At 73.2% G+C, this 24,022-nt stretch carries 24 protein-coding genes; 12 read left to right on the plus strand and 12 right to left on the minus strand.

The features are described 5' to 3' along the window. Positions 1-91: 91 nt before the first annotated feature. From JO379_RS03580 to JO379_RS03595, 4 genes are read right to left on the minus strand one after another with little or no spacing between them, the layout of a single operon-like run. Positions 92-1,609, minus strand: coding sequence for an ABC transporter ATP-binding protein (locus JO379_RS03580; RefSeq protein WP_245381365.1), 1,518 nt, complete (start codon positions 1,607-1,609; stop codon positions 92-94). Continuing rightward, positions 1,606-2,451, minus strand: coding sequence for an ABC transporter permease (locus JO379_RS03585; RefSeq protein WP_209513824.1), 846 nt, complete (start codon positions 2,449-2,451; stop codon positions 1,606-1,608). Before JO379_RS03585 ends, JO379_RS03580 begins: the two co-directional genes overlap by 4 nt. Next, the gene (locus JO379_RS03590; protein WP_307841887.1) at positions 2,448-3,458 is read right to left on the minus strand and encodes an ABC transporter permease; all 1,011 of its coding nucleotides are present in this window, start codon (positions 3,456-3,458) and stop codon (positions 2,448-2,450) included. Before JO379_RS03590 ends, JO379_RS03585 begins: the two co-directional genes overlap by 4 nt. Continuing rightward, entirely contained in the window at positions 3,455-5,011 is a 1,557-nt protein-coding gene (locus tag JO379_RS03595; protein WP_209513826.1) for an ABC transporter substrate-binding protein, read from the minus strand. Before JO379_RS03595 ends, JO379_RS03590 begins: the two co-directional genes overlap by 4 nt. A 371-nt stretch (positions 5,012-5,382) precedes the next feature. On the opposite strand from JO379_RS03595, the gene JO379_RS03600 reads away from it, so the two are divergent. The 6 genes from JO379_RS03600 (at position 5,383) to JO379_RS03625 (ending at position 12,866) form a co-directional block, all read left to right on the plus strand. Further along, positions 5,383-6,375: a TauD/TfdA family dioxygenase gene (locus tag JO379_RS03600; RefSeq protein WP_209513828.1), complete on the plus strand. Its 993-nt coding sequence runs from the start codon at positions 5,383-5,385 to the stop codon at positions 6,373-6,375. Positions 6,376-6,421: 46 nt separating this feature from the next. Further along, positions 6,422-7,465, plus strand: a complete 1,044-nt coding sequence (locus tag JO379_RS03605; RefSeq protein ID WP_209513829.1) for an ornithine cyclodeaminase family protein — start codon at positions 6,422-6,424, stop codon at positions 7,463-7,465. Continuing rightward, positions 7,456-8,850, plus strand: a complete 1,395-nt coding sequence (locus tag JO379_RS03610) for a type III PLP-dependent enzyme domain-containing protein (protein ID WP_209513830.1) — start codon at positions 7,456-7,458, stop codon at positions 8,848-8,850. The genes JO379_RS03605 and JO379_RS03610 overlap by 10 nt, the downstream gene beginning before the upstream one ends. Positions 8,851-8,885: 35 nt before the next feature. Continuing rightward, positions 8,886-9,911 carry a cysteine synthase family protein gene (locus JO379_RS03615; RefSeq protein ID WP_209513831.1) on the plus strand — a complete coding sequence of 342 codons (1,026 nt, stop codon included), beginning with the start codon at positions 8,886-8,888 and terminating at the stop codon, positions 9,909-9,911. After that, a complete protein-coding gene (locus JO379_RS03620) occupies positions 9,911-11,338 on the plus strand; it encodes an MATE family efflux transporter (RefSeq protein WP_209513832.1) in 1,428 nt (475 codons plus the stop codon). Before JO379_RS03615 ends, JO379_RS03620 begins: the two co-directional genes overlap by 1 nt. A gap of 412 nt (positions 11,339-11,750) precedes the next feature. Then, the gene (locus JO379_RS03625) at positions 11,751-12,866 is read left to right on the plus strand and encodes a carboxylate-amine ligase (protein WP_245381366.1); all 1,116 of its coding nucleotides are present in this window, start codon (positions 11,751-11,753) and stop codon (positions 12,864-12,866) included. A 15-nt stretch (positions 12,867-12,881) separates the two neighbouring features. Here JO379_RS03625 and JO379_RS03630 read toward each other — a convergent pair whose 3' ends face one another. Then, positions 12,882-13,511 carry a hypothetical protein gene (locus JO379_RS03630; RefSeq protein WP_209513834.1) on the minus strand — a complete coding sequence of 210 codons (630 nt, stop codon included), beginning with the start codon at positions 13,509-13,511 and terminating at the stop codon, positions 12,882-12,884. A 467-nt stretch (positions 13,512-13,978) separates the two neighbouring features. Here JO379_RS03630 and JO379_RS03635 point away from each other — a divergent pair, with 467 nt between their 5' ends. From JO379_RS03635 to JO379_RS03645, 3 genes are all read left to right on the plus strand, one after another. After that, a complete protein-coding gene (locus JO379_RS03635; protein ID WP_505016579.1) occupies positions 13,979-14,497 on the plus strand; it encodes a YidB family protein in 519 nt (172 codons plus the stop codon). 40 nt (positions 14,498-14,537) lie between these two features. Next, a complete protein-coding gene (locus tag JO379_RS03640) occupies positions 14,538-15,149 on the plus strand; it encodes a TIGR03086 family metal-binding protein (protein WP_245381367.1) in 612 nt (203 codons plus the stop codon). Positions 15,150-15,216: 67 nt separating this feature from the next. After that, positions 15,217-16,338 (plus strand): thioredoxin family protein, encoded by a 1,122-nt coding sequence (locus JO379_RS03645; RefSeq protein WP_209513837.1) that lies wholly within the window; start codon positions 15,217-15,219, stop codon positions 16,336-16,338. A gap of 30 nt (positions 16,339-16,368) precedes the next feature. Here the strand turns inward: JO379_RS03645 and JO379_RS03650 are convergent, their stop codons facing one another. Further along, on the minus strand, positions 16,369-16,641 hold the full coding sequence (locus JO379_RS03650) for a hypothetical protein (RefSeq protein WP_209513839.1): 273 nt from the start codon (positions 16,639-16,641) through the stop codon (positions 16,369-16,371). A gap of 140 nt (positions 16,642-16,781) precedes the next feature. Continuing rightward, a complete protein-coding gene (locus JO379_RS03655; protein ID WP_209513841.1) occupies positions 16,782-17,279 on the minus strand; it encodes an anthrone oxygenase family protein in 498 nt (165 codons plus the stop codon). 331 nt (positions 17,280-17,610) lie between these two features. Here JO379_RS03655 and JO379_RS03660 point away from each other — a divergent pair, with 331 nt between their 5' ends. Next, entirely contained in the window at positions 17,611-18,444 is an 834-nt protein-coding gene (locus JO379_RS03660; RefSeq protein ID WP_209513844.1) for a hypothetical protein, read from the plus strand. A gap of 15 nt (positions 18,445-18,459) precedes the next feature. Here JO379_RS03660 and JO379_RS03665 read toward each other — a convergent pair whose 3' ends face one another. The 3 genes from JO379_RS03665 to JO379_RS03675 form a co-directional block, all read right to left on the minus strand. Next, a complete protein-coding gene (locus JO379_RS03665) occupies positions 18,460-18,963 on the minus strand; it encodes a DoxX family protein (RefSeq protein WP_209513846.1) in 504 nt (167 codons plus the stop codon). Positions 18,964-19,146: 183 nt separating this feature from the next. Continuing rightward, positions 19,147-20,298, minus strand: coding sequence for a response regulator (locus JO379_RS03670; protein ID WP_209513848.1), 1,152 nt, complete (start codon positions 20,296-20,298; stop codon positions 19,147-19,149). 110 nt (positions 20,299-20,408) lie between these two features. Continuing rightward, positions 20,409-20,600, minus strand: a complete 192-nt coding sequence (locus tag JO379_RS03675; protein ID WP_245382756.1) for a hypothetical protein — start codon at positions 20,598-20,600, stop codon at positions 20,409-20,411. A 163-nt stretch (positions 20,601-20,763) separates the two neighbouring features. Between JO379_RS03675 and JO379_RS03680 the strand changes: the two genes are divergently transcribed. Next, entirely contained in the window at positions 20,764-21,498 is a 735-nt protein-coding gene (locus JO379_RS03680) for a B3/B4 domain-containing protein (protein WP_209513850.1), read from the plus strand. A 30-nt stretch (positions 21,499-21,528) separates the two neighbouring features. Here the strand turns inward: JO379_RS03680 and JO379_RS03685 are convergent, their stop codons facing one another. Together JO379_RS03685 and JO379_RS03690 are read right to left on the minus strand one after the other, a co-directional pair. Further along, a complete protein-coding gene (locus JO379_RS03685; protein ID WP_209513852.1) occupies positions 21,529-22,278 on the minus strand; it encodes a Mut7-C RNAse domain-containing protein in 750 nt (249 codons plus the stop codon). A gap of 51 nt (positions 22,279-22,329) precedes the next feature. Next, positions 22,330-22,992: an HAD-IA family hydrolase gene (locus JO379_RS03690; RefSeq protein ID WP_209513854.1), complete on the minus strand. Its 663-nt coding sequence runs from the start codon at positions 22,990-22,992 to the stop codon at positions 22,330-22,332. Positions 22,993-23,222: 230 nt separating this feature from the next. Here JO379_RS03690 and JO379_RS03695 point away from each other — a divergent pair, with 230 nt between their 5' ends. After that, positions 23,223-23,990 carry a hypothetical protein gene (locus tag JO379_RS03695; protein WP_209513856.1) on the plus strand — a complete coding sequence of 256 codons (768 nt, stop codon included), beginning with the start codon at positions 23,223-23,225 and terminating at the stop codon, positions 23,988-23,990. Positions 23,991-24,022 lie beyond the last annotated feature (32 nt).

Genomic DNA, 24,022 nt, shown 5'->3' on the forward strand with positions numbered 1-24,022 from the left:
GCCCGGCGACCAGGTTTCCGCTTCTCACGGGTGCGTTCCGCGCCATCGCCTCGTGGCGGCGCCCGTCATGGCGATCACCTTCCCTCGGGTCTCACCTGTGCTCCGGCAGCAGTTCCCCGGTGGGGCCGGTGGCAGTGACGTGTCCCGCTTCGAGGAGGTGGACGGTGTCGGTGTAGGCGCCGACGAGGTGACGTTCGTGGCTGACGAGGACGAGTGTCAGCCCGCGCTCGCCTCTGAGCCGGGTGAGCAGTTCCATGACGGCGGTGGCGGTGTCCGGGTCGAGGGCGGAGGTCACCTCGTCGCACAGCAGGACGTCGGGCCCGGCGGCCAGGGCCCGGGCGATGGAGGCGCGTTGGCGCTGTCCGCCGGAGAGCTCATGGGGATAGCGGCCGGCGAAGCCGGCGGGCAGGCCGACGTCGTGGAGGAGCCCGGTGACGCGTCCGGCGATGTCCGGCTTCGGCGTGGTCCGGTGGAGACGGAGGGGCCGGGCGAGGGTGGCTCCTATGGTGCGGGTGGGGTTGAGGGCGCCGAGGGGGTTCTGCGGGACCAGTTGGATGCGGCGCTGTCGGTCGCGGTCGCGGGCGCGGGCGGTCGCCGGCAGGGGCCGTCCGTCGAGCGTGAGGGTTCCGGCGGCCGGGCGTTGCAGTCCGGCCAGCACCCGCAGCAGGGTCGTCTTGCCGGAGCCGGAGGGGCCGACGATTCCGGCGGCGGCACCGGGTGCCGCCGCGAAGTCCACCCCGGCCAGGGCGCGGTGGGTCCGTCCGCCCTGGGTGAATCCCACCTCGATGCCGTGGGCGGCCAGGCCGGAGCCCGGCGTCGCGCCGTCGGCGGGGCGCTGCGGGCCGGGTCGCCGTGGCGCGGGGACGGCCGGGCGGGCCGCCGGAGCGCGGGCCGTGCCGAGGTCGATCACGTCGTCGGCGCAGCGCTCGACGAGTTCGGGGTCGTGGCAGGCGAGGACGACGGCGAGGTTCCGGGTGGCGGCAAGGCGGCACAGCAGGTCGGCGATCTCGTCGCGCAGGGCGGTGTCGAGCCCCGCAGTGGGCTCGTCGAGGAGGAGCACCTCGGGCTCGCGGGCGAGCGCCCGGGCGAGGGCGACCCTGCGCTGCTGGCCGCCGGAGAGGGTGCCCGGGCGGCGGTCGGTCAGCCCGGTGCCGGTGGGCAGGCGGCACTCGGCCAGCAGGTCCAGGACGGCCCGTGGGGAGGGGTCGACGGCGGTCTCGGCGACGAGCCGCCGGACGCGCATACGGGGGTTGAGCGCGGAACCGGGGTCCTGGCCGACGTAGGCCACCCGGTGGCGGCGGAGGTGGCGCAGCCGGTCCGCGGGGAGGGCGAAGACGTCGTGGCCGAGCACCTCGACCGTGCCGGACGCGATCCGGGCGCCGCCGGGGAGGTCGCCGATGACGGCGCGCAGCAGGGTGGTCTTGCCGGAGCCGGAGGGGCCGGTGAGGGCGCTGACGCGGCCGCGGCGCAGGGTGAGGGTGGTGGGCGCGAGCAGTTCGGGGCCGCCCGGCAGGTGGACGGCCAGGTCGGTGACCCGTACCGCGGTGGGGTGGTCGGTCATGGCCGGGCGGGGCTCCTCCGCGGTACGGGGCGTGGGGTCGGCCGTCATCGGGCGGTCACCGCCGTGCGGCCGGCGGTGGGCGCGAGGGCGTCGGCGGCGAGGTTGACGCTGACGGCCAGCAGACCGATGGCGGCGCCGGGCACGAGGACGACCCAGGGGTTGAGCAGGGCGCCGGCGGCGTTCTCGCGGATCATCAGGGCCCAGTCGGCCTCGGGTGGCTGGGGCCCCAGCTGGAGGAAACCGGCCATGGAGATGACGTAGACCGCGGCCACGAAGCGCAGCCCGAACAGGGCCAGGACGGTGGCGCGCAGATTGGGCAGGATCTCCCGCAGGGCCAGGTACCACAGCCGTTCCCCGCTCGCGGTGGCCGCCTCGATGAAGCCGCAGGCGGCGACGGGGGCGGCGGCGCTCGCGACGACGCGCACCGCGTAGGGGATGCCCAGGGCGACGGCGGCGACGATCACGGCGAGGCGTCCGCCACCGGGCCAGGCCAGCGCGAGGAGCATCATGCCCAGCACGGGGGGCAGCAGGATGGCGAGGTCGGCGCCGCGCTCGAGGAGCCTGCCGAGGGTCGGCCGCAGGACGGCGAAGCAGCCCAGCACGGTGGCGACGGCGGTGACGAGGAGGGCCACGAGGAGCGCACCGCCGATGAGTTCGCTGCCGCCGTACAGCATGCGGCTCAGCACGTCGCGGCCGAGCTGGTCGCCACCGAGGGGCGCCGGGCCGCCGGGGTCGGCGTAGGGGGCGGTGACGGGCCGGTCGAGGGGGTGCGGCGCGAGCAGTGGTCCGGCGAGGGCGAGCAGGGTCAGCAGGAGGCCGGGCGCCACCCGTACGAGGACGCGCGCCCGGGGGCGGCGGGGCCGGGGCGCGGCGAGGGCGTCGGCGCTCATGGGCGGGCTCCCAGGGTGCGGGCGCGGACGAGGTCCGCGCCCAGCAGGACGAGGCTGATGACGGCTCCCGTGCAGGCGACGACCCCGGCGATGACGGGGGTGTCACGGTCGGCGACGGATCCGGCCAGGACGGTGCCGAGCCCGGGGTAGTTGAAGAGGGTCTCGACGACGACCGCGCCGCCCAGCAGCATGCCGGTGGAGGTGGCGGCTCCGGTGGCGATGGCGGGCCAGGCACCGGGCAGGGCGTGGCGGAGCAGCACGCGGCGGGGTGGCAGGCCGTCGAGGTGGGCGGCGATCACGTGCGGCGCCGCGGCCTGGTCGGCCAGGGCGCCGCGGACGATGCGGGCGTTCCAGCCGGTCTGCGGGACGGCGAGGGCGAGGACCGGCATGATCAGCATGGTCCAGGACGCGGGTGAGCCGTCCGAGGTGGTCATGGTGGCGGCGGGCAGCCAGCCGGTCCACAGCGACAGGAGCAGCAACAGTCCCACGGAGACGACGAATTCGGGCAGCGCCAGGGTGACGGTCGAGGCGAGGCCGATGAGGCGGTCGGCCGGGCCGCCGGGCCGGGCCGCCGCCCAGCAGCCCAGGGCGAGGGCCGAGGCGAGGGTCAGGGCGAAGGCGGCGCCGCCGAGGAGGAGCGTGTTGGGCAGGGGGGCGGACAGCAGGTCGGTGACGCGCTCCCCGCGTGCGGAGGTGCCGAGGTCGCCGGTGGGCAGCGCGGTCATCCAGTCGCCGAACCGCTCCCACAACGGCCGGTCCAGGCCGAGGAGATGCCGGCGGGCCGCCGTGTCCGCGGGGCTCTCGCCCCGCTCGGCGGCGGCGGACGCCGCGTCGCCGGGGAGCAGTTCGATCGCGGCGAAGACGACGGCGAGCAGGACGCTGAGCAGCACGGCGCGCTTGGCGAGCACGACGGCGATACGGGCGGCCAGCGACACGGCACGGCGCGGGGCCGAGGCCGCCACCTCGTCGGTGGCGGCCTCGGCCCGTGCTGTCTCCGCCTCGCTCAACGCGCCAGCCAGACGTTCTCGAGCTGGACCCGGCCGTAGCCGGGCAGCTTGGGCAGATTGCGCACCTTGGCGGAGGCCAGGTCGATGCCGTCGGCCATGCCCCACAGCAGATAGCCGGACTTCTCGTGCACGATCTGCTGGAGCTCGCGCAGGGACGTGGCGCGGGCCTTCTTGCCCGCGGTGCCGATGACCTTGCGGTAGGTGTCGTCGAAGCTCTTGTCCGACCAGCCGGCCTCGTTCTGTCCGGCACCGGTCACCATGGTCTTCGAGGCGAAGAAGACGACGGAGTCGTTGGTGCCCCAGTAGTTGGTGTAGAAGTCGCCCTTGAGCCAGGTCTTCTCGTAGAAGGTGCCGGACTCCTGCTTGACGACCTTGATCTTGATGCCGGCCTCGCGGGCCTGGGTGGCGAACAGGGTCGCGGACTCGGCGAGGCCCGCGATGTCCTCGGTGGTGACGAGCTCGTAGGTCGTGGCGAGGTCGAAGCCGGCTTCTTCCAGGAGCTTCTTTGCCTTGTCCAGGTCGCGCCGGCGCTGGGGGATGTCCTTGGCGTAGGCGGGGTCGCCGGTGCCGAGGATGTCGTTGGCCACGGTGCCGTAGCCGGAGAGGACCTGCTTGACCATGGCCTCGCGGTCGACGACGAGCTTCATGGCCTCGCGGACCTTGGGGTCGGCGAAGGGGCCCTCGGCGGTCCGCATGACGATGGGCATCGCCATGTCGTTGGGGCGGCGGGTGACCTGGATGTCCTTGCGCGAGGCGGCGGTCCGGGCCGCGACGGCGCCCACGTTGGAGGCGACGTCGATCTGGCCGCCCAGCAGCGCGTTGGCCATGGCCTGGGGGCTTTCGAACATGGTCACCTCGATGGCGTCGAGGTGCACCGGTCCGCCGTGCCACTTGTCGTTGCGCAGCAGGCGGGCGTTGCCGCCGCGGAACCAGTCGAGCTTGAAGGGGCCGGTGCCGGGGGCCTTGGCGATCTCCTTGTCGGGGGTGTCCTTCTTGAGGACGAAGGTCGCCAGGCGGGTGAGCAGGGGCAGTTCGGCGTTGGCGTCGTCGGAGACGAGGACGACGGTGTCCTTGCCGTCGGCCGTGATGTTCTCCGCCTTGATGCCCGGCAGCCGGCCCGCGCCCGCCGGGGTGTTGCGGAGTCTGCGCAGCGACCACACCACGTCGTCGGCGGTGACCGGCGAACCGTCGTGGAAGGTGGCGCCCTTGGCGATCGTGAAGCGCCAGGTCTTGAGGTCGTCGGAGGACTTCCAGCCGGAGGCGAGGCGGCCGACGGTGTTGTCCTTGAGGCCCGGTGCGGTGAGGGTGTCGTGGACCAGGGCGATGATGAGGTAGTCGCTCTCGTTCCCCTGGACTCCGTGCGGGTCCCGAGTGGTGGCGGAGGCGCGGCCGAGCGCGCCTATGCGGAGCGTGCCGCCCTTTTGGGGTGTGCCACCGGCGGAGTCCGCCGATGAGGAGGCCGTGTCGTCCTTGCCGCCCCCGCAAGCGGCGAGCAGCGCGGCAGTGCCCACGCTCCCGCCGGCCCACAGCGCTTGGCGCCTTGTCCAATTCACGTGGTCCTCGTTCCTCTGAAGTTGTACCTACTTAGGTTTGGCTACCCTAAAACAAGCCCTGATCGCAACTGTGCGTGAGCATTGAAACGAAAGACGAATCAGCCCCAACCTCCGCTTCACGCCCATGAATTGCTGAAATTCGGGCGAAGTGGACTACTGTTCGGTAAGGTTTGCCTTACCTAATTTCGGTGGTAGCTTCCTCGGCAAACGCCGACGCCGACCGCCACGTTTCCGCCACGTGCCGCACCCCCCTTCTCAGGGCGTCAAGCGCGCTCCGCCCTGCTCTACGGCACCTCCTGCGCCATGCCCGGAAACGGAACCTTCGCTCCTGCCCGACGCATCCCCCACCTCACGAAACGGATGAATTCGCCATGAGCACGGGAGCCGCACCCGTCCGCCTGCTCGATGCCGCCTCGGCCGCCGAACTGCACCGGGCCGCCGCGAAGATCCTCACCGAATTCGGCACCTCCGCCACGTCCCCCCAACTCCTCGCCCGCGTCGCCGAATCGGCCGCGGACCGGAGCGAGCCGATCCGGCACGAGCTGCGGCCCGTCGACACCGACGACGGCCTGTTCGTGCTGCGCGGCCTGAGCGTCGACGACACCGGCATCGGCCCGACGCCCGCGGGGTGGGCCACCGCCGGGGACAGCGGCGCCGTCCACGACATCGTGATGCTGCTGCTCGCCACGGTCATGGGCGACCCCATCGCCTGGCCGGGTCAGCAGAACGGACGGTTCGTCCACAACATCGTCCCGGCCCCCGGCCACGAGCGGGAGCAGACCGGTGCCAGCAGCGACGTCCTCCTCAGCCCGCACACCGAGGACGCCTTCCACCCCGGCCGCGCCCACCTGTTGATGCTCGGTTGCATGCGCAACCACGACCACATCGCCACCACCGCCGCGAGCATCCGCAAGGTCCGGCTGGACGACGCCGACGTCGACGCGCTCACCCGCCCCGCGCTGCCGATCCTCCCCGACGACGCCTACGCCGAGGCGCGCGGATTCGAGGGGCTGCCGCCCGATGCCCCCACCCTGTGGCGGTCCGCCGACGGCCTCACCCTGCGCTTCGACCCCGCCTACACCCCGCTGGAGCGGGCCACGCCCGAGTACCGGGCCGCCTACCGGCGCCTGGAGGCCGAACTCGCCCGCGTCTCCGTCGCGTTGAGCCTGACCCCCGGCGAGGTGCTCGTCGTCGACAACGACCTCGTCGTGCACGGCCGGGTCCCCTTCACGGCCCGCTACGACGGCACCGACCGCTGGCTCAAGCGCGCTTCCGTACGGGTCCCCGGCCGGGCCACCCGCCCCCCGGCCGAGGCCGCCGAACACGGCTACGGCCAGGTCGCCGTCGAGGCCCACGCCGCCTGACCCCCCGTTCCCCCCTTCCCGACGACCAGCAGACGAGGAGCGAGAAATGACCGACACCACGACCGCCACCGGCGACCCCTGCATATCCGACGCGGCCGGCACACCCACCGACGACACGACCCTGCGCCTGCTGTCCACCAGCGACCTCGCGGGCATCGACATCACCCTCACCGATGTCGTCGAGACGGTGGAGGGCGCCTACCGCACCCTGGCCGCCGGCCGGTCGGACAACCCCCGCAAGCTCACCGTCAAGCCCTCCGACGGCCACTCCGTGTCGTACGCGATGCTCGGCCGCGACGGCTCGCGCGACGTCGTCGCCATCAAGACCTCGTACAAGCACGGTCTGCACAAGGGCCGCGAGGAGCAGCACTACTACACCGCCCTCACGCTCTACGACGACGTCACCGGCCTGCCCGTGGCCATGATGGACTGCGGCCGCGTCGGCTCGCTGCGCACCCCGGCCGTCTCCGCCCTGCTGGCCCGCGAGTGCGCCGTCCCCGGGGCGCGCAGCGCGCTGGTGATCGGCACCGGCACACAAGGGCGGCTGGCCCTGCCGTTCCTGCTCACCACGCTGCCCGGCCTGGAGCGGTTGATGCTCTTCGGCACCCACCCGGAGGGGATCGAGGCGGTTCGGTCGCAACTGCGGGCCCATTTCCCCGACCGGGACGTCGAGGTCGTCACCGACGCGCGGGCCGCCGCGGCGGACGCCGACGTCATCGTGGCCACGGCGGGCGCCCACACGCCCGCGGCCGTCGAGGCCGACGATCTGAAGCCCGGCGCGCTGTCGATCCTCGTCGGCCACGGGCTGGCCCCCTCGACCCTGCTCCGCGCCGACCGCGTCGTGACCACCAGCGAGGCCCAGATGAAGGTCACGGGCACCGACATGGCGGACGCCGACGGCAACTTCCCCGCCGTGGACACCGAGTTCCCCCCGGTCCTCGCGGGCACCACGCCCGGCCGCACCGCACCGGAACAGCGGATCTTCGCCTACAACAGCGGCCTGGTCGTCACCGACATCGCCCTCGGCCACCGCTTCGCGCAGCTCGCCATCGAGCTGGGCCTGGGAACGCGGGTGCCGCTGTGGCGGTGACCGCGCGCCCCGTGCCCGCCCTGCCGACGCTGCCCGCACACCCCGACCTCCGGACGGACGCGGTCCTCGACAGCGGTCTGCTGCACGAGCTGGCCCACGCCTTCGGCGGCCCCTTCCACTTCCTGCTCCCGCACCGCTTCGACGACAACCTCGCCGCGTTCCGGGCGGCGCTGGACGAGGCCGGGGTGGACGGGCGCGTGTACTACGCCAAGAAGGCCAACAAGGCCGCCGCGTGGGTCGAACGCTGCGCGGCCACCGGCGCCGGAGTGGACGTCGCGAGCCTCGGCGAACTCCGCGAGGCCCTCGGCCACGGGGTGCGCGGCGAGCGTGTCGTGGTGACCGGTCCGGCCAAGAACGAGGAACTGCTGCGGATCGCCGTCCTCCAGGGCGCCCTGGCCGCCGTCGACTCCCTCGACGAGCTGGACCGGCTCATCGCACTGGCGCGCGCCGGCCCGGTCCGCCCCGCCCGGCTGCTGTTGCGCAGGCTGCCCCCGGCACAGTCCCACAGCCGCTTCGGCCTGGACGAGGCCGAGCTCGCCGAGGCGCTGGAGAGGTGCGTACGGGCGGGCGACGCCGTCCGGATGGAGGGCTTCGGCTTCCATCTGTCCGGCTACGCCACAAAGCCGCGCGCCGACCTCGCGGGGCAGCTCGTCGACCTCTGCCTCAAGGCCCGCGTCATGGGGCTCCAGGCCGACCGGATCAGCATCGGCGGCGGATTCGCCGTCGACTACGCGGCGGCCGACGACTGGTACGCCTTCCTGGCGGCGCAGCGGCCCGAGCACTACCACGCGCGCAAGGCCTTCGCGGAGGCCGACTTCTACCCGTACCACTCGCCGGTCGCCGGGGCGGACGCCCTGCGGGCCGTCCTGGCCGCCGTCCCCGAGGGCGGCCGGGACAGCCTGGCGGGCAGACTCCGCGAGAGCGGCACGCTCCTGCTGATGGAGCCCGGACGGGCCCTGCTGGACCGGGCCGGCGCCTCCGTCTTCCGCGTCCAGGGCGTCAAGGACCGCGACGGGTACGGGATCCTCACCGTCGACGGGACGAGCCTCAGCCTGTCCGAGCAGTGGTTCAACAGCGAGTACGTCCCGGACCCGGTGCTGGTGGCCCCGGACGGGCGGGTACTGCCCGGCCCGGCCGGCGCCGCCGCCTTCCCCGCGGCCGTGGGGGGTACGAGCTGTCTGGAGTCGGATCTGCTCACCTGGCGCAAAATCCCCTTCCCCGCCCGTCCCTCGGTCGGTGACCTGCTGGTCTATCCCAACACCGCCGGGTACCAGATGGACTCCAACGAGTCACCGTTCCACGATCTGCCGCTGCCGCCCAAGGTCGTCCTCGACGACACCGGCGGGCGACCGCGCTGGCGCCTGGACCGCCGGCCCGCCTGCTGACTTCCCTCCGGCCCGCCTGCCACAGGAGTTCCCCCATGAACGAGGCACTGACGCGCCCCGCCGTGGTCTCCCGCATATCCGACCTCATCGGATACACCCCGCTGTTCGAGCTGTGCCGCACCGAGAACGGCAGCCGGCTGCTCCTCAAACTGGAGATGTACAACCCGACCGGCACCGCCAAGATCCGCATGGCCCGTCAGATGGTGCTCGACGCCGAGGCCCGGGGCGAGCTGCGCCCCGGCGGCCGCATCATCGAGTCCACCTCCGGCAACACCGGCCTGGGTCTCGCCGTCATCGCCGCCGAGCGGGGCTACACCTTCACCGCCGTCGTCGACAACCACGCCTGCGTGGACAAGCTGCGGGGGATGAAGGCACTGGGCACCGAACTCGTCTACGTGATCGACGACGGAACCGAGGAGCTCGCCACCGCCGCCCGCGAGGAGCTCGCGGAGGACATGGCCCGGGGCCAGGACAACACCGTCTTCACCGAGCAGCACAACAACCCCAGCAACGGCGTCGGCTACTTCCCGGTGGCCCACGAGCTCCACCAGGCCCTCGGCGGCCGCATCGACGTCCTCATCGGCGCGGTCGGCACCGGCGGCGCCCTGTGCGGCACCACCCGGGAGCTGCGCAAGCTCGTCCCCGGTGTGCGGACGATCGGCGTGGAGCCCAAGGGCTCCATCGCCTTCGGCGGCCCCGCCCACGACTACTACCAGTCCGGCACCGGCACCCCCGAAGGCGCCGAGATCGGCGCGCTGGTCGACTTCGACCTGATCGACGAGGGCGTGAAGGTCGGGGACGTCGAGGCGTTCGCGACCGCCCGCGCCGTGGCCCGTACCGGGCTGCTCATCGGCGGCTCCGCGGGCGGGGTCGTGCACGAGGCGCTGACCCGCTTGCCGTCGCTGCCGCCGGGCAGCACCATGGTCGCGCTGGTCAACGACGGCGGCGAGAAGTACATGGACACCGTCTTCAACGACGACTGGATGAACGCCCGGAATCTCATCGACCCCGCCGTGGAGCGGGAGATCGACGAAACGCTGACCAAGCTGCGCAGGAACTGATGCCCTCCATACAGCCGCTCACCCTCCTCCGCGACAGCCGTGCGCTGGCCACCCTCGCCGTCCCCCTCGTCCTCACCCAACTCGCCCAGGTCGCGCTGACCACCACCGACACGGTGATGATGGGGCTGCTGGGCACCCAGGCCCTGGCGGCCGGCGGGCTGGCCATCGTCATCTTCAACCAGCTGCGCACCATGGGCGTGGGCCTGGTCACCTCGGTGGGCAACCGGATCGCGGCCGCCGCGGCCCGTGCCGAGCGGGCGGACTCCCACGGCGCCGACGGTGCCGACGCGGCGGCGGACGCGGAGGTCGTCAAAATCGTCCGCGCGAGTCTGGCGGTGGCCACGCTCGCCGGACTGGCCGGGGCCGTCCTCATGATCCTCATCGGGCAGGCCCTCACCTGGCTCGGCCAGGACGCCGCGGTCGCCGCCCGCGCGCAGACGATGCTGCTGGCGCTGGCCCCGGGGCTGCTGCCGTGTCTGTGGTTCCAGGCCGTCCGGCAGTTCACCGTCGGCATGCGCCGCCCGCAGGCGCTGCTGCAGATCACCATCGCCTCGGTCGCCGTCAACGCCGCCCTCAACTGGCTGCTGATCCACGGCACCTGGGGGCTGCCGGAGCTGGGCCTGCCCGGCATCGGCGTGGCCACCTCGACCGTCCACCTCCTCTCCTTCCTCGCCCTGTACCTCTCGGCGAAGAGAGACACCGTGCTCGCCCCGCTGCTCAGCATCGACATCGTGCGGGCCGACCGCGCGACCGTGCGCGAGCTCGTCCGGCTGGGCGTCCCCATCGCCGCGACCTACGGTTCGGAGGCCGGTTTCTTCTCGGTCACCGCCCTGATGGCCGGTTCCTTCGGCAGTGCCGCCCTCGCCGCCCACACCGCCGTGAACCAGCTCGTCTACATCGTCTTCCAGGTCGCCGTCGGGCTCTCCCACGCCGCGTCCATCAACGTCAGCCGCGAGCTCGCCCTCGGCCGCCCCGACGCCGCCCGGCGCATCAAGAACACCGCCCTCGCCTGTGCCGCCGCCGTCATGGCCGTCGTCGCCGTCGTCTACGCCACGCTGCCCGGCCTGGTGCTGCGTCCCTTCCTCGACGCCGACGCCGCGGGCGACGAGAAGGCCCTCGCCATCGCCACCCAACTGCTCTTCGTCATCGCCTTCCTCCAGTTCTTCGACTGCGCCCAGAACATCGGCGTCGGTCTGCTGCGTGGTCTCGACGACACCAAGAGCGGCTTCCGCATCACCCTCATCGGCTACTGGCTCGTCGGCCTGCCCGCCGCCTGGCTGCTGGGGTACGCGGCGGGACTGGACACCCTCGGTATCTGGCTGGGTCTGCTCGTCGGCCTCGCCACGACGGCGGTCCTGCTGCTGCGCCGCTACGGCATCGGGCTGCGCGCCCGCACGCTCGCCCAGGAGCACGTCGCCGCAGCTTAGAGGCGCTCGGCACCGGCCCCGATACCGGCGCGCCCCGGGCGCCCGGATCGGGGCTTTGCCCGTTTGGCACCGGTTCCATCCACGTCCCGACCGGGTCCGACCCATATTGACGGCTTGACCGGCGCCCATCACCATGGGTTTCCCCCCTGGCGCCGAGGGAGTGCTGATGACGGTCGGCGCGTTGCGACTCCTCGCCCGCAGGGGCGAACAGCTCGACGATTCCGTTCCTCCGCCGGCCGAGGGCGATGCGCGTGGACCGCCGCCGGGAAGCCGGGCGAACGGTACGGCGCCCTCTGGAACAGCGGAACGGTCCGGCCCGGCAAGTCCATCATCACACCTACCAGCAGGAGGAGTTGGCGCGATGGGCGATGGGACGATACGGCACATCGGCTCTTCGAGTGATCCGCCGCTTTTGACGTCCGACGACATACCCACTCTGGGCGTCGAGGAGGAGTTCGTCCTCGTCGACAGCCACTCGCGAGCCGCGGTCAATTGCGCGCCGGTGGTCATCAAGGGCGCCCAGAGCGTCCTCGGCGACCAGATCGGCGCCGAGATCTTCCCGACCATGGTCGAGACACGCACCCACCCCGTCAGCACGCTCGACGGTCTGTACAAGGAGTTATACCGGCTGCGCGCGGGCGTCGCGGCGGCCGCGGCCGAGTACGGCTGCCGGGCGGTGGCGTCCGGCACCCTGATCGTCCCCTCCCGGGGCCCGACCGAGGTCACCGACAAGAGCCGCTATCTGCGGATGGCCACCGAATACGGTCCGCTGGTCAGCGGGGACCAGGGCACCGGCGTCTGCGGCTGCCACATCCACGTCGGGGTCGCCGACCGGGAACAGGCCGTACAGCTCGCCAACCACCTCCGGCCCTGGCTGCCCGCACTCCAGGCGCTCGCCGCCAACTCGCCCTTCCACGCGGGCCGGGACAGCGGATACGCCAGTTGGCGGACCATGCGCTGGGCCCAATGGCCGGGCGCCGGCCCCGCCCCCCTGCTCCCCGACGCAGCGGCGTACGACACGCTCGTGGACTGCCTCGTCACCTCCGGCATGCTGGTGGACCGCAGGATGGTCTATTGGTACGCCCGCCCCTCCGAGCACTGCCCCACCGTGGAGATCCGGGTGGCCGACGTCAACGCCGACGTGGACACCGTGATCCTCCTGGCCGGCCTGGCGCGCGCACTGGCGGCGGTGCTGCTGGCCGACGTACGACGCGGGATCCCGGCCCCCGACGTCCCCGACGCCCTGCTGCGCGCGGCACACTGGCGGGCGGCCCGGGACGGCCTGACCGGGCGCGGCGTCGACCCGGCGACCGGGGGCCACCACCCGGCCACCGAAACCGTCGACCGGCTTCTGCGCCGCGCCGCGCCCGCCCTGGAGGCGGCGGGCGACCTGCCCCTCGTCCGGGACCTGTGGCAGCACCGGCGTGTGCTGGGCGGCGGCGCCGACCGGCAGCGGGAGGCGTTCCGCCGGCGCGGCGACCTGCGCGACGTCGTGGACCTGCTCACCGTGACCGCCGACCGGAGCTGACGGCCGGCTGCGCGTTCAGCGGCCCAGCAGTCCGCCGGTGACTCCGGTGACGCCACCGAGCAACCCGTCGACCACCCCGCTCAGCGGCGCCTGCCGCTGGGCGGACTCGCCGCCCGCCGGCCGCGCCGTCGGCGCGGTGGGCGCACCGGTCGCGGGCGCCGGCGGCGGCGGGGCCACGGCCCGCTCGGGCGCGGAGACCGCCCCCGATACCCCGGATGCCACCCCGGAGACGGCATCCGCGGCGGCGTCGGTGGCAACGCCCGGGAGGGAGGACACACCGGTCACGGACGGGCCCGCCGGGGCCCCGGCCGCCGGCGGCGGCGCTGTCACGGCGCTCTTCGGCTGTCGCACCGTGTGCCGGACCTTGGGTTCGGCGGAGAAGGTGACGTCGGACGGCCCGGCGGGCTTCGCCTCGGCCGGCTTCCCGCTCTTGTCCCGGTGCGTGGCCGCCGTGGGCTCGGCCGTGTCGTCGACGGGATCGGGCATCGGCTCGAAACGGGGCTCGGACCGGGCTTCGGCGGCGGTGTTGCCGCCCGTCGTCTGGAAGGTGAAGGCCAGCGCCCCCGCCACGCCCATCATGGTGGCCGCTTTGATCGCCGTGGCATGTGCGCGCATCACACGGTTGGGCTGCCTGTGCCTACCCATAGGGCTTCCTCCGGGTCGTACCGCTCGCTGTGAGGCACCAGTAATACTGTGCGGCGGGGTGCGCGCGGTGGCTTATACGGAGTTGTTACACGGCGGCATACGGAGCTGGTACACAGGGCGACTTGGCGCGGACGAAAAGGGCGGATACCGCCGACGACGGCCGACAGGACGGGCCAACTCGCCTCATATGCCTCCGGGTTCACTCCGACCGATCGCAACGCACCGGCTGAAGCAGGCGATTCCACGGGTCTCGACGTCGCTTTCGCGCCAGGACAGGTGGAGGGCACATGGTCCAGGCGCGCGCAGTGGAGCAGCCCCGGGCGCTGGTTCATTCGGGCGGGTTCGTACCGGACGACGGTGTCCGTGCCCGGCCCCACGCGATCACGGCGGTCCGCCACGGCCGCCACCTGCCGCGCGCCCGGCCCGCCCGCCGAGAGGCGCCCCGCCCCGGCTACGTACGGGTGAACATGCCCCGGTCACCAGGCCGGAGGCCGCCGCCACGGGTAGGCCTCGGAAGACAGGAGCCGGGTGCGGCCGTTCCACACGCCGACACCCGGCCCGCTACGGGAAAGGCATGGGACATGGCGGATGACGACCTGGGAAGTCTGCTGGGCGGGCTGCTCGGCGGCGGGCAGAGCGGCGGGACGGGCAATCTGCTGGCCGGTCTCCTGGGCACGCTCGGTGACAGCGGGCAGGGCGGGGGGAACCCGCTCGCCGCGCTGCTGAGCGAACTCCGGGACGGCGGCCTGGAGGGCAAGGCACAGTCCTGGGTGGGTTCGGGCGCGAACGAACCGATCACCGGCGCGGAGGTCGCGCAGGCCCTGCCGTACCAGACGCTGGACCGCGTCGCGCAGCAGGCGGGCATCGCCCCGGAAGAGGCCGCCGACCAGATCGCCGCGGCCCTGCCGGAAGCGGTCGACAAGCTGACTCCCGACGGCGAGGTGCCGCAGGGCTCGCTGGAGGACCTGATCAGAGCGCGGCTCTGAGGACCCGCCACCGAGAGCACGAGCGCCGAAGGAGCCGACGATGACCGTGATGTGCGACCTGGGGCCGGCGGCCCGGCGGATGGCGGACCTCGTGGACGGTGTCCCCGACAGCCTGCTGACGGCACCGACCCCCTGCGAGAGATACACCCTCGGCGACCTCATCGAGCACGTCGACGGGCTGTCGCTGGCCTTCACCGCCGCCGCCACCAAGGACGCCACCGAAACCGGGGCCCGGGCGGCGTCCCAGGGGCCGTCCGGGCACGCCGCCCGGCTGGACGACGACTGGCGCACCCGTATTCCCGCCCGGCTCGCCGCGCTCGCCGACGCCTGGCGCGCGCCCGCCGCCTGGGCGGGCGAGACCCGCGCCGGGGGCCTCGACCTGCCCGCCGAGCTGGCCGGGCGGATCGCTCTCAACGAGCTGGTCGTGCACGGCTGGGACGTCGCCCGTGCCATGGGGCGGCCGTTCGAGGCGGATGCGCGGGAGCTGGAGGCGTGCCTGTCGTTCGTCTCCGCGATGTCCGCACCGGACCAGCTGGACTCCCGTGGCGACGCGTTCGGCCCGGTCGTCGACGTCCCCGCCGACGCCCCGCTCCTCGACCGGGTCATCGGGCTCAGCGGACGCGATCCCGCGTGGCGGCGGCCCGGACCGTGACGCCCCCCGGGCCGCCACGGAACCCACCCTTCCGGGAAGGGTGGGTCGGCTGTTTAGCATGGGGCCCATGAGCACTCGCGTCGTCCGTTTTCCCGAGCAGGGTCTGCCCGGCACCGTCGTCTACTACACCGAACCCTCCGCGCCCGAGGCCGACGGCGAGGGCGGCCCGGTCGAGGTCGCGCCCCGGGGCGCGGTCGAGGTCCCGGCCGAGGCCCAGCTCGTCTACGCGGCCGACGCCGACGGGCACGGCCTGGCCGAACTCGCCCAGCTGCCGCCCGACACCTTCGTCGTGGTGGACCTGGGCGGCGCGACGGACGAGACGCTCCGGTCGGTCGGGAAGCTGAGCGGGGTACGGACCCTCGTCGTGGCGGGCGACTTTACCGACGAGGGCGTGCGGGCGCTCGGCGGGCTGTCCTCGCTGGGCGACCTGGTCCTGGACTCCCCCCGGTTCACCGGCGCGGGGCTGGCCGCGCTGGCCGGGTCCGAGACCCTTGCCTCCTTGGACTCCCTGGTGCTGTGCGGCGGCGGTGCCTTCGAGCCCGCTTCGCTCCGGCAGCTGGCGGGCCGGCACAACCTGGGCACCCTCACCATCGAGAACACCCCGGTCGACGACGCACTGGCCGACGCGGTGCTCACGCTCGCTCCCCCGCTGACCGACCTGTCCGTGGCCGAGCGCCCCGGCCACGAACTGGACCTCGCGGTGCTGGAGCGCCTGCTGTCCACCGGCCTTGCGGTCAACGGCATCTCCGCGCCCCCGCAGAACGCCGCCGTCTTCGCCCGGGCCGCCGCCGACGCCGCGGTCCTGGACGAGGACATGGACGAGGAGCTGGAGGCCGTCGCCGAGGAGCGCGGCGGGGTGCTCCGCGACATCGTCCGGGAGGCGGACCTGGACGAGCTGCTGGCGGGGCCCGTGCCGGTACTGGTCGATCTGACCGCGCCGTGGTGCGGTCCCTGCGGGCTGCTCACGCCGGTGCTCGAGGACATCGTCGACGCGTGCGGGGACGCCCTGACCGGTGTGAAGATCGATGTCGACGAGGCGGAGTGGGCGCAGGAACGGTTCGACGCCCTGAGCGTGCCCACCGTCGTCCTGATGCGGGACGGCTCGGAGGTCTTCCGTTTCAGCGGCGCCTGGCCGCCGCGGCGGATCACCGAGTGGCTCGCCGCCGCGGGGATCCACGTCCCCGCGTAGGGCTCCGGGCGTGGGCGCCACCGGCGGGGTTCACACCCGGTGGCAGCTCACGATCTCAAGGTGATGCCGGCAGGCGTGCATCTCGGCGAAGCACCGGTTGCTGAACTGGGCCGTATAGCCGTTCGAGAACACGCACCGGACCGGCAGCCATACGGTGAAGCAGACGTCCGCGCACTCCCGGCCGCCGTCCGGTGCGGCGGCGGCCGGCGCCGGTCTGTCGTGCGCCGAGGCGCCACCGCCGGCGGAGAGGACGGCGGCGCAGGTCAGCAGGATTGTGGCGAGTGGTGCGACGGCCTTGCGCATGGAACGCTCCTTCGCAGCAGCGGGATCACAGGGCACACGGGTTCACACCGGGCGATGGGCGCACCGGGCGGTGCCTCGTCCCACCGTTTACCACCGCCCGTCCGCCCGGGGAAGTGCGGTCCGTGGGGGCGCCGCCCGGATCAGGCCGCCCGGCCGTGCAGCACCAGGGCCCAGGCGAGAGCGCCGAACGCCGCCGTGGAGGCCACCGCGCGCACGAGGTTCCAGCGGACCCACACGGCCTCGAAGCGCTCGCGGACGGCCGCCGCGTCGGCGCCGCCCGCCGGCGTTCCGGCCGCCTCCAGCCGGTTGTTGAGCGGCACGTTGACCGCCGCGGTGACGATCAGGACGACCGCGTAGAGGACGAGTGCGGCGATGGTCCACGGCAGCGCCGCCCGTCCATCGGCGCGGAAGTGCAGCGCCGTGGCCAGGCCGGTGAGGACCGGCGCGCCGAGGAAGCAGAAGAGGAACCACCCGTTGAGGATGGCGACGTTGATCCGCTGCATCACCTCGACGAAGGCCCTGTCGTCGGACCGGCGCAGCCCCGGCATGACGGCGCAGGCGAAGGCGAAGAACAGCCCGGCCACGAGGCCGACGGTGAGCGTGGCGGCCATCAGGGCGACGGCTTGAAGTGTTCCCATGAGTGACGTCCGTTCCGGTCGACCGGTCCCGAAGGGGCACGGGCGGTTGTCGGCCAAGGTACGCCCCGCCGGGGGCCCGTACGGGTGTGACCACCGGGGCGGGCCGCACCGCTGTCGCCGTGCGGCTCGTGTGCGCAGCACGGTGCGGGGTGCCGGACCCCGTTCGGTGTACCCCACACGAGGTATGTTTCGGACACTTCGGAGTGCCCGGCCGTCAACGCGCGGACCATGAGTCCTGACCGGTTCCAGTCCTGCGGCCTACCGGCCCGTGCCACGGGTCCGTTAGGCACGCGCAGGAGAGCTGTCCCCACCGTCCCCCGGAGGTACGCGCATGGCCGAAAGCCGGAGCAGCGACACGACGGGCAAGGCATGGTTCCACGACATCTACAACGAGCCCGATCCCCGCGCCTACTTCCGGCGGCTCGCCCCGTTGGAATACGAGATCCCGCACCATGCCCAGGAGGTCTTCCGCCGCACCCGTGCCGAGCGCGGCGCGCTCGGCACGGACGGCGGTGAGGGCCCGGTCACGGTGCTCGACGTGTGCTGCTCCTACGGCATCAACGCCGCCCTCCTCAACCACGACGTCTCGCTCGCCGAGCTCTACGCCCACTACACCGGCCCGGAGGCGGACTCCCTCACCACCACCGAACTCATCGGGCGCGACAAGGAGTTCTACGCCTCCCGGCGCCGCGCGGACGCGACACCCGCCATCGGTCTCGACGCCGCGGACAACGCCACCCGCTACGCCCTGGCCGTCGGCCTGCTCGACGAGGCGTACGCGGAGGACCTGGAGACCGCCTCCCCCAGCCTCCCGTTGCGCCGGGCCCTCGGCCGCACCGGGCTGATCACGGTCACCGGGGGCGTCGGCTATGTCACCCACCGGACCTTCGAGGCGCTGCTGGAGTGGACGCGGCGTCCGGTGTGGGTGAGTGCGTTCGTGCTGCGCACCTTCTCCTACGGGCAGGTCGCCGCCAGTCTGGAGGCCCATGGCCTGACGACGCGTACGGACACCTCCCGGACGTATCCGCAGCGGCTGTTCACCACGGTGGCGGAGCAGCGGGCCGCCGTGGAGCGGGTTCTTCTCGCGGGCGACGACCCCGCCGGGCTGGAGGCCGACGGGCGCTATCACACCCGGCTGTACGAGTCGCGGCCCTCCCCGGTCTGACGGCTCCGTAGGGGGCTACACCTCGCGTCTGCCGTCACGGCCCAGGAGGCGGTCCGCCGAGAGCGCGCCGGGGCCGGTGAAGACGAGCAGCAGGAAGGCCCAGCAGAACATCGCCGACGCCTCCCCGCCGTTCTGCAACGGCCACAGCGCGACGCCCTGGTGCACGTCGAAGTACGCGTACGCCATCGAGCCCGAGCAGATCAGCGCCGCCGTGCGGGTACCGAGGCCCAGCAGGACCAGCGCGCCGCCGACCAGTTGGATGACGGCGGCGTACCAGCCCGGCCAGGTGCCCGCTTCGATCGCGGTGCCGTCCGCGCCGACGGCACCGCCGAGGACGCCGAAGAGGGACGCGGCACCGTGGCAGAGGAAGAGCAGGCCGACCACGACGCGGAAGAGGGACAGGACATAGGGGCGGGCGGCGTCGAGCCGCTCGCCGAGCCGGGCGGCCGCGGCCGGGGCGGGGGTGCCCGCCGGGGAGGACGCGGCGGCGGTGGGGGACGTGGGCAGGGACGGGGGCATGATCGGGCTCCTCGGTCGAGTGATGTCCGGTAGCCCCGAAGCCGTCCGTCGTGTCCCGGCCGCGAGGCGAGAGCGAGCGTCTGTTGCCAGAGTTCCCATTCTCCTCGCACACGCGTCGTACGACAGGTGAATAGCGCCGTACTTCCCCGGCTTTACCACGCGTCCGGCCCCACCCCGCCCGCGTCAGTGCTCGCGGGCGTACTCCCTCCGGTGGTAGCGGCGGCGTTCGAGGAAGATCTCGGTGAAGACCGAGACCTTGGCCCGCAGGGCCCAGGGGTCGAAGGGCTTGGCGATGTAGTCCACGGCCCCGGCGGCGTAACCGCGCGAGGAGTGTTCGGCGTCTATGCCCATGGCGGTGACGAAGATGATGGGGATGTCCCGGTTGCGGGCGCGGCGCTTGATCTGGGCGGCCGTCTCGTAGCCGTCCATCTCCGGCATCTGCACGTCCAGCAGGATGACGGCGAAGTCGTCGTGGTCGAGCAGGGCCTTCAGCGCCTCCTGCCCGCAGGACGCGGCCACCAGTTCCTGGTCGAGGGTGGACAGGGCGGCCGTCATCGCGAGCAGGTTGTTGTGCTGGTCGTCGACGATGAGGATCTTCGGGCGGGGTCCCGGGTAGCTCGCCGAGGGGGTGACCGGGGCGGGTCCGTCGGGCGGGTGGCGGTCCTCCCGTGCCGGGGGCGGCTGCTGGGCCTCCACCATGGCCAACTGCCGCTCCAACAGCAGACAGCGCTCCTCCGCCAGCAGCCCGCGCCGGCGTACGTCCTCCAGCTCCTCGGTGAGCCGCTGCACGTCCTGGCGGAGCTTGTCGCGCTCCTGGACCAGCTCCTCGCGGTCGGGGACGTTCATCTCCAGCTCGTCCGCGCGGGTGCGCTCCGCCGCCCACGCCCCTTCCAGCTGGCTCAGCCGCACCTCGAGATCGGCGATCCGGTGCTGACGGTCGAGCAGCGCGTCGCCCAGTACGTCCTCCTGCACGGTGGACCGCCTCGACTCCCGGTCGGCGTCCGCCAGCTGGTGTTCCAGCAGTTCCATGGCGTGCGCGGGTGATCCGCTGGTGCGGACGGCCGCCCGGTGCAGCTCCCGGACCCGCTCGATGGCGGCCGGGGTGACGGCGGTGCCGCGCGACTCCGCGAGATCGGCGAAGAGGTCGAGGACGAATTCCCACGGCGGGATGCGCGTACCGCTCAGATAGCGGGAGATGGTGCCCGCGTCCCGGAACCGGCGGGCGGCGTACCGGCGGACCGACACCTTGAGGCCGGAGAACAGTTCGCGCAGTGTCTGCGCGAAGATCCGGCACTCCTCGGTCAGTCCGTCGGCCAGCGGCCGCAATTCACCCATGCCCCGCTCCGTCCCCGCGCGGCGGCCTCCCGTGCTCCTCCCGCGCGACCGTCACCGACCTGTGGTGACCACCCTCCCACGCGACCCCGCCGGGACGGCCCCGTGTCCGTTCAGGCATCGGAATCCGCCACCAAGCGGTCAAAGAACGACACCGCCGCTCCGAAGACGGCACCGCCGCACAGGACGCACTGCGCGGAGTCGACCCCGGCCAGCGCCGACAGCACCCCCGCTCCCAGCCCGGCGAGCACCCCGAGCAACAGCACCAGTGCCGCTCTCGGCGTCAACAGCGAACCCTTCACCACGGACCTCCCGTTCCACGGCCGGGCACCGGCCCGGCTCGGCCCGGGCACGACGACCGGCCGGGACGAGCACAGCGTCGGGCACGGGGCGGGTGTTGCGCGCGGCAACACCCGGAGCGGCAACAGCAGAGGCTGGTTCAGTGCAATGACCTACTGGTACATTGAAATGAACGACGACGCGCAGGCCAGGAGAGACGTGACACCCGACATCAAGACATGGCTCGACACCGTCACCATCGACCCCGCCGTGCGGGCGCTGCGGCCGGACTACCGCGCGCTGGTCGTCGTCGCCGAAGGGCTCCGTCCCGGGCCGAGCGACGCCTTCAGCGAGGAACTGCTCGCCGCCGCCGAGGCGAGCGCCCTCGCGCGCACCGGGGACGGGGCCGCCGGGCCCCACCCGCACGTGGCCGCATGGCGCGAGGCCTTCCGCGACTTCGGGGCGAAGCCGCAGCGCACCCGCCCCAGCGTGGACGGGCTGCTGCGCCGCGTGCCCGCCGGGCTGCCCCGGGTGGACCGCCTCACGGACATCTACAACGCGATCTCCGTCGCCCACGGCATCCCGCTGGGCGGCGAGGACCTCGACCACTACCGGGGGCCCGCGTTCCTCACCCGGGCCGACGGCAGTGAGCCCTTCGAGACCACCGCGGCGGGCGAGCCCGTCGTGGAGCACCCCGAACCCGGCGAGGTCGTGTGGCGCGACGACGCGGGCGTCACCTGCCGCCGCTGGAACTGGCGCCAGTGCACCCGCACCCGCCTCACCCACGCCACCACCCGGGCCGTCTTCATCCTCGACGCGCTCGCGCCGTTGACGGACGAGGCCCTGGCGGAGGCCGGTGAGGCCCTCGTGGCGGCGCTCGTCGCCGGCGGCCCGGGCGTGCGGACCGGCTCCCGCCTGGTGTGAGCCCGGGGTGAGGCCCGGGGGGCGTCCGGGCTAGGACGCCCCGAGTCCGGCCGCGGCGGCCCCGAATTCACGGACCGCGCCCTCGACGATCGCCTCCAGCCGCTCGTGGTGCGCGCCCCGCCAGTACACGCGGTCACAGGCGGTGCACTGCGCGAAGACGTCGTACGTGCGCTGCGTGCCGTGCTCCAGCAGCTCACTGACGGCTTCCTTGTCGGCGTCCCGCAGTTCGCCGTTGCACGCGGTGCACCGGGTCCACGGCGCCAGACGGGGCGCGAAGCGGCCGAGCACGTCCCGCAGCTGCTCCTCGGGGCGGTCGCTGTAGACGTACGCCCCCGCCCAGATCTCCCGGCGCCGGAGCAGACCCCGGTCGCGGGAGAGCAGCACTCTCCGTTCGGCGGCGGACAGCGCGGCCAGCGCCGGGTCGCCGATGTCCTCGGCCTCGTACGCCGCGTCGACGCCCAGCAGCCGCAGCCGCCGGGCCAGGGTCCCCAGGTGCACGTCGAGCAGGAACCGCAGCGGTGCCCCCGGCACGGGCTGCGGGCGGGCAGCGGCGCGCACCTCGACGGACTCCCCCGCGCCCGGCACGTGCGCCGCCGGCACCTCCCGGCCGTCGACGAGCAGCCGGCCGACCTCGGTGAGCGGGATACCGAGCGATTCGACGACGTGCCCCAGCGTCGACGCTCCGTCGGTGACGACGACCGCCCGTTCGCCGCGCCGCTCGGCGGCGACGAAGAGCTTCAGTTCCGGGGCGACGCTGATGTGGATCTCGGGTCCGTTCACCTCTTCAGGATGCCATTCGCGCCCCGCGCGCCGATGGCCGGGCGCCGGAGGTCAACGGACCTGGTCCGTGAGGTCGAGACCGAGCACGGTCTCGATCGCGGCCACCGTGGCGGCGGGCTCGGTGGCGCGGACGACGGCCATCCCGAGTTCCTGGGCGGGGGTGAGGTTGCGGGCGGAATCGTCGACGAACACACAGGCCTCGGCGGGGAGTTCCATCAGGCCGAGCATGATGGTGTAGAGCCCGGGGTCGGGCTTGCGCATCCGGTAGCGGCCGGAGAGCAGCACCGCGTCGTAGGACGTGTCGAGTTCGTACCCGGCGTACGGGTCGTACGGCTCGAAGCCGAGGCTGTTGGACAGGACGCCGACCCGCACCCCGGCCCGCCGGGCGGCCCGCACGGCGCCGGTCAGCGTCGGCTCGGGGCGGAGGTCCGCGAGGGCCCGGCCGAGCAGGTTGACCGGGTCGACCCCGAGGAGGGGCGCGGTGTGTTCGTTCCACTCCTCCTGGGTGATCGCCCCGCGCTCCAGGTCCGCGAAGAGTTCGCGTCCCACCGGATCCACCGAGACGGCGTTCAGGAAGGCGTCCGGGGCCAGCCCCTCGCGCAGGCAGAAGGCGCGGGTGCAGGCGACGACGGAGGTGGTCAGCACCCCGCCGAAGTCGAGGATCAGGCCCTTGCCCGGCGGCGTGGCCCCGGGACCGGACTGCGGAGTGGACATGTGCGGCTCCTCACGCTGGAACAACCCTCGTTCACGCTGTGTGCCCGATCGTGGTGGGCCGCCGCCACCGGCGTCAACGACGCCTGGGACCCCCGTTGCCCCACCGGCGTGGAGTGACGGGCAGCGACGCGGGTGGTGGGGATCCGGGACGGAAGTCGCGTGTCCGGACGGGTCCGTACGGATAGAGATGTGGGCGACATCAGCGGATACAGGAGGGGGACGTCCGCGCCATGGCCTGGGTCAAAACCGCCGCGATCCTGAACGACGCCCACGAGACGCGCCAAGAGGTCCTCAACGCCCTCGGCGCCGGGTTCACCGAAGTGCACGACACCCTCGCCACACTGCTGGGGCTGTCGGAGGCCATAGCCACCGGCGGGACCTGGCTGCGTGAGAACCACGAGGCCCTGCACGGGAAACTCGACCGTGTCCTCGGGGAGATCGAGCGACTCCGCGTCGACTGCGCGGCCCTGAGCGAGCTCGTCGACGCCCGCACCACGCCTCCCGCCGAAACTGTCGAGCGGCAGACCGTTCCCCCGGTGGCGCCGCCCCTCCCCCGTCCCCCGGCCTCCCCTGACGGGACGGACACCGGAGCCGCCGGCCCCGCGCGGCTCCGGCGACTGCTCCGCCGCGCCGCCGGTGTCTCCTCCGCCAGGCTCGTCTGTCACCGCGACACCTGGGCCTTCCTCCTCGAACAGACCGCGTGCGACCCGCATTTCCGCGCGCCCGGCCCGGTCGACGACGAGCACGAGGGGAGGGTGGAGGTCACCCTGTCGGGGCGGAGCCTCATCGCCGTGCTCCTCTCCCTCTTCCGTACCTCCCAGGAGGAGGACATCGAGCGGCTCGGCGACCTGGCCATGGCCGCCGAGCTGTACGAGCGCAGCGCCGACGCGCTGGAGCACACCGACTCCGCCGACCGCTACGGCCCCCAGGTGGTCATCGTCCTCGACGACCGGGCGGTCTCCGCCCCGGCCGAGGGGGACGAGGGACGCGCCGGCTGAGCTGTCGTCGGAGGCAGCCGTCGCCACAATCG

It is taken from the genome of Streptomyces syringium, assembly GCF_017876625.1.
In the GTDB taxonomy this organism is placed as follows: Bacteria; Actinomycetota; Actinomycetes; order Streptomycetales; family Streptomycetaceae; genus Streptomyces; species Streptomyces syringius.

What these genes read in the sequence shown, in the direction of transcription:
- JO379_RS03640 (WP_245381367.1), top strand. Translation starts at nt 14,538, where the DNA reads ATGACCGTGATGTGCGACCTGGGGCCGGCGGCCCGGCGGATGGCGGAC.
- JO379_RS03635 (WP_505016579.1), top strand. Translation starts at nt 13,979, where the DNA reads ATGCCCCGGTCACCAGGCCGGAGGCCGCCGCCACGGGTAGGCCTCGGA.
- JO379_RS03605 (WP_209513829.1), top strand. Translation starts at nt 6,422, where the DNA reads ATGACCGACACCACGACCGCCACCGGCGACCCCTGCATATCCGACGCG.
- JO379_RS03695 (WP_209513856.1), top strand. Translation starts at nt 23,223, where the DNA reads ATGGCCTGGGTCAAAACCGCCGCGATCCTGAACGACGCCCACGAGACG.
- JO379_RS03645 (WP_209513837.1), top strand. Translation starts at nt 15,217, where the DNA reads ATGAGCACTCGCGTCGTCCGTTTTCCCGAGCAGGGTCTGCCCGGCACC.
- JO379_RS03600 (WP_209513828.1), top strand. Translation starts at nt 5,383, where the DNA reads ATGAGCACGGGAGCCGCACCCGTCCGCCTGCTCGATGCCGCCTCGGCC.
- JO379_RS03580 (WP_245381365.1), bottom strand. Translation starts at nt 1,609, where the DNA reads ATGACGGCCGACCCCACGCCCCGTACCGCGGAGGAGCCCCGCCCGGCC.
- JO379_RS03650 (WP_209513839.1), bottom strand. Translation starts at nt 16,641, where the DNA reads ATGCGCAAGGCCGTCGCACCACTCGCCACAATCCTGCTGACCTGCGCC.
- JO379_RS03665 (WP_209513846.1), bottom strand. Translation starts at nt 18,963, where the DNA reads ATGCCCCCGTCCCTGCCCACGTCCCCCACCGCCGCCGCGTCCTCCCCG.
- JO379_RS03660 (WP_209513844.1), top strand. Translation starts at nt 17,611, where the DNA reads ATGGCCGAAAGCCGGAGCAGCGACACGACGGGCAAGGCATGGTTCCAC.
- JO379_RS03630 (WP_209513834.1), bottom strand. Translation starts at nt 13,511, where the DNA reads ATGGGTAGGCACAGGCAGCCCAACCGTGTGATGCGCGCACATGCCACG.
- JO379_RS03655 (WP_209513841.1), bottom strand. Translation starts at nt 17,279, where the DNA reads ATGGGAACACTTCAAGCCGTCGCCCTGATGGCCGCCACGCTCACCGTC.
- JO379_RS03620 (WP_209513832.1), top strand. Translation starts at nt 9,911, where the DNA reads ATGCCCTCCATACAGCCGCTCACCCTCCTCCGCGACAGCCGTGCGCTG.
- JO379_RS03690 (WP_209513854.1), bottom strand. Translation starts at nt 22,992, where the DNA reads ATGTCCACTCCGCAGTCCGGTCCCGGGGCCACGCCGCCGGGCAAGGGC.
- JO379_RS03585 (WP_209513824.1), bottom strand. Translation starts at nt 2,451, where the DNA reads ATGAGCGCCGACGCCCTCGCCGCGCCCCGGCCCCGCCGCCCCCGGGCG.
- JO379_RS03615 (WP_209513831.1), top strand. Translation starts at nt 8,886, where the DNA reads ATGAACGAGGCACTGACGCGCCCCGCCGTGGTCTCCCGCATATCCGAC.
- JO379_RS03680 (WP_209513850.1), top strand. Translation starts at nt 20,764, where the DNA reads ATGAACGACGACGCGCAGGCCAGGAGAGACGTGACACCCGACATCAAG.
- JO379_RS03670 (WP_209513848.1), bottom strand. Translation starts at nt 20,298, where the DNA reads ATGGGTGAATTGCGGCCGCTGGCCGACGGACTGACCGAGGAGTGCCGG.